The 438-nt window shown below is 79.0% G+C and carries 1 protein-coding gene; it reads right to left on the minus strand.

From position 1 onward, the window contains the following. Positions 1–102: 102 nt before the first annotated feature. On the minus strand, positions 103–438 hold a 336-nt coding region (locus tag IH13_RS0104935; protein WP_063837395.1), incomplete at its 5' end, for a hypothetical protein.

Consider the following 438-nt stretch of genomic DNA (forward strand, 5'->3'; position numbering starts at 1 on the left):
ACGGGAGCGGGTGGCCGGGCCCGCCGCCGCGGGTCACGGCCGGGGGCGGGTGCCGGGGCGCAGGGGACGCACCCGGGCGCCGAGGACCCCGGGCCTCGCGGGTCAGGTTGCGTCCGGCAGCCGCTCTCCCAGCCGGATCTCGGTCCCGTCCTCCCGGTCGGTGACCCCGGCGACCAGCCAGGACCGGGCGGGCAGTGCGGTTCCGGCCGACGTGCGGTGGCTCTCGACCGAGAGCAGCCACGGGTCGTCCGGGCGGACCGGCGCGAGGAGCTCGGCCGCTGCCCGTACGCCGTCGGAGAACTCCAGCTCCAGTGCGCGGGCCCGCAGGGCGGGCGCGGTGCCGTGAAGCAGCAGCCGGACACCCCGGAACAGATGGGTGTGCCCGGTCCTGACCGGTGCCGGTCCCGCGTCGTCGGCCCCGCCGGTTCCGCAGGCGGG

Source organism: Streptomyces sp. NRRL WC-3549, assembly GCF_000721935.1.
Taxonomy (GTDB): domain Bacteria; phylum Actinomycetota; class Actinomycetes; order Streptomycetales; family Streptomycetaceae; genus Streptomyces.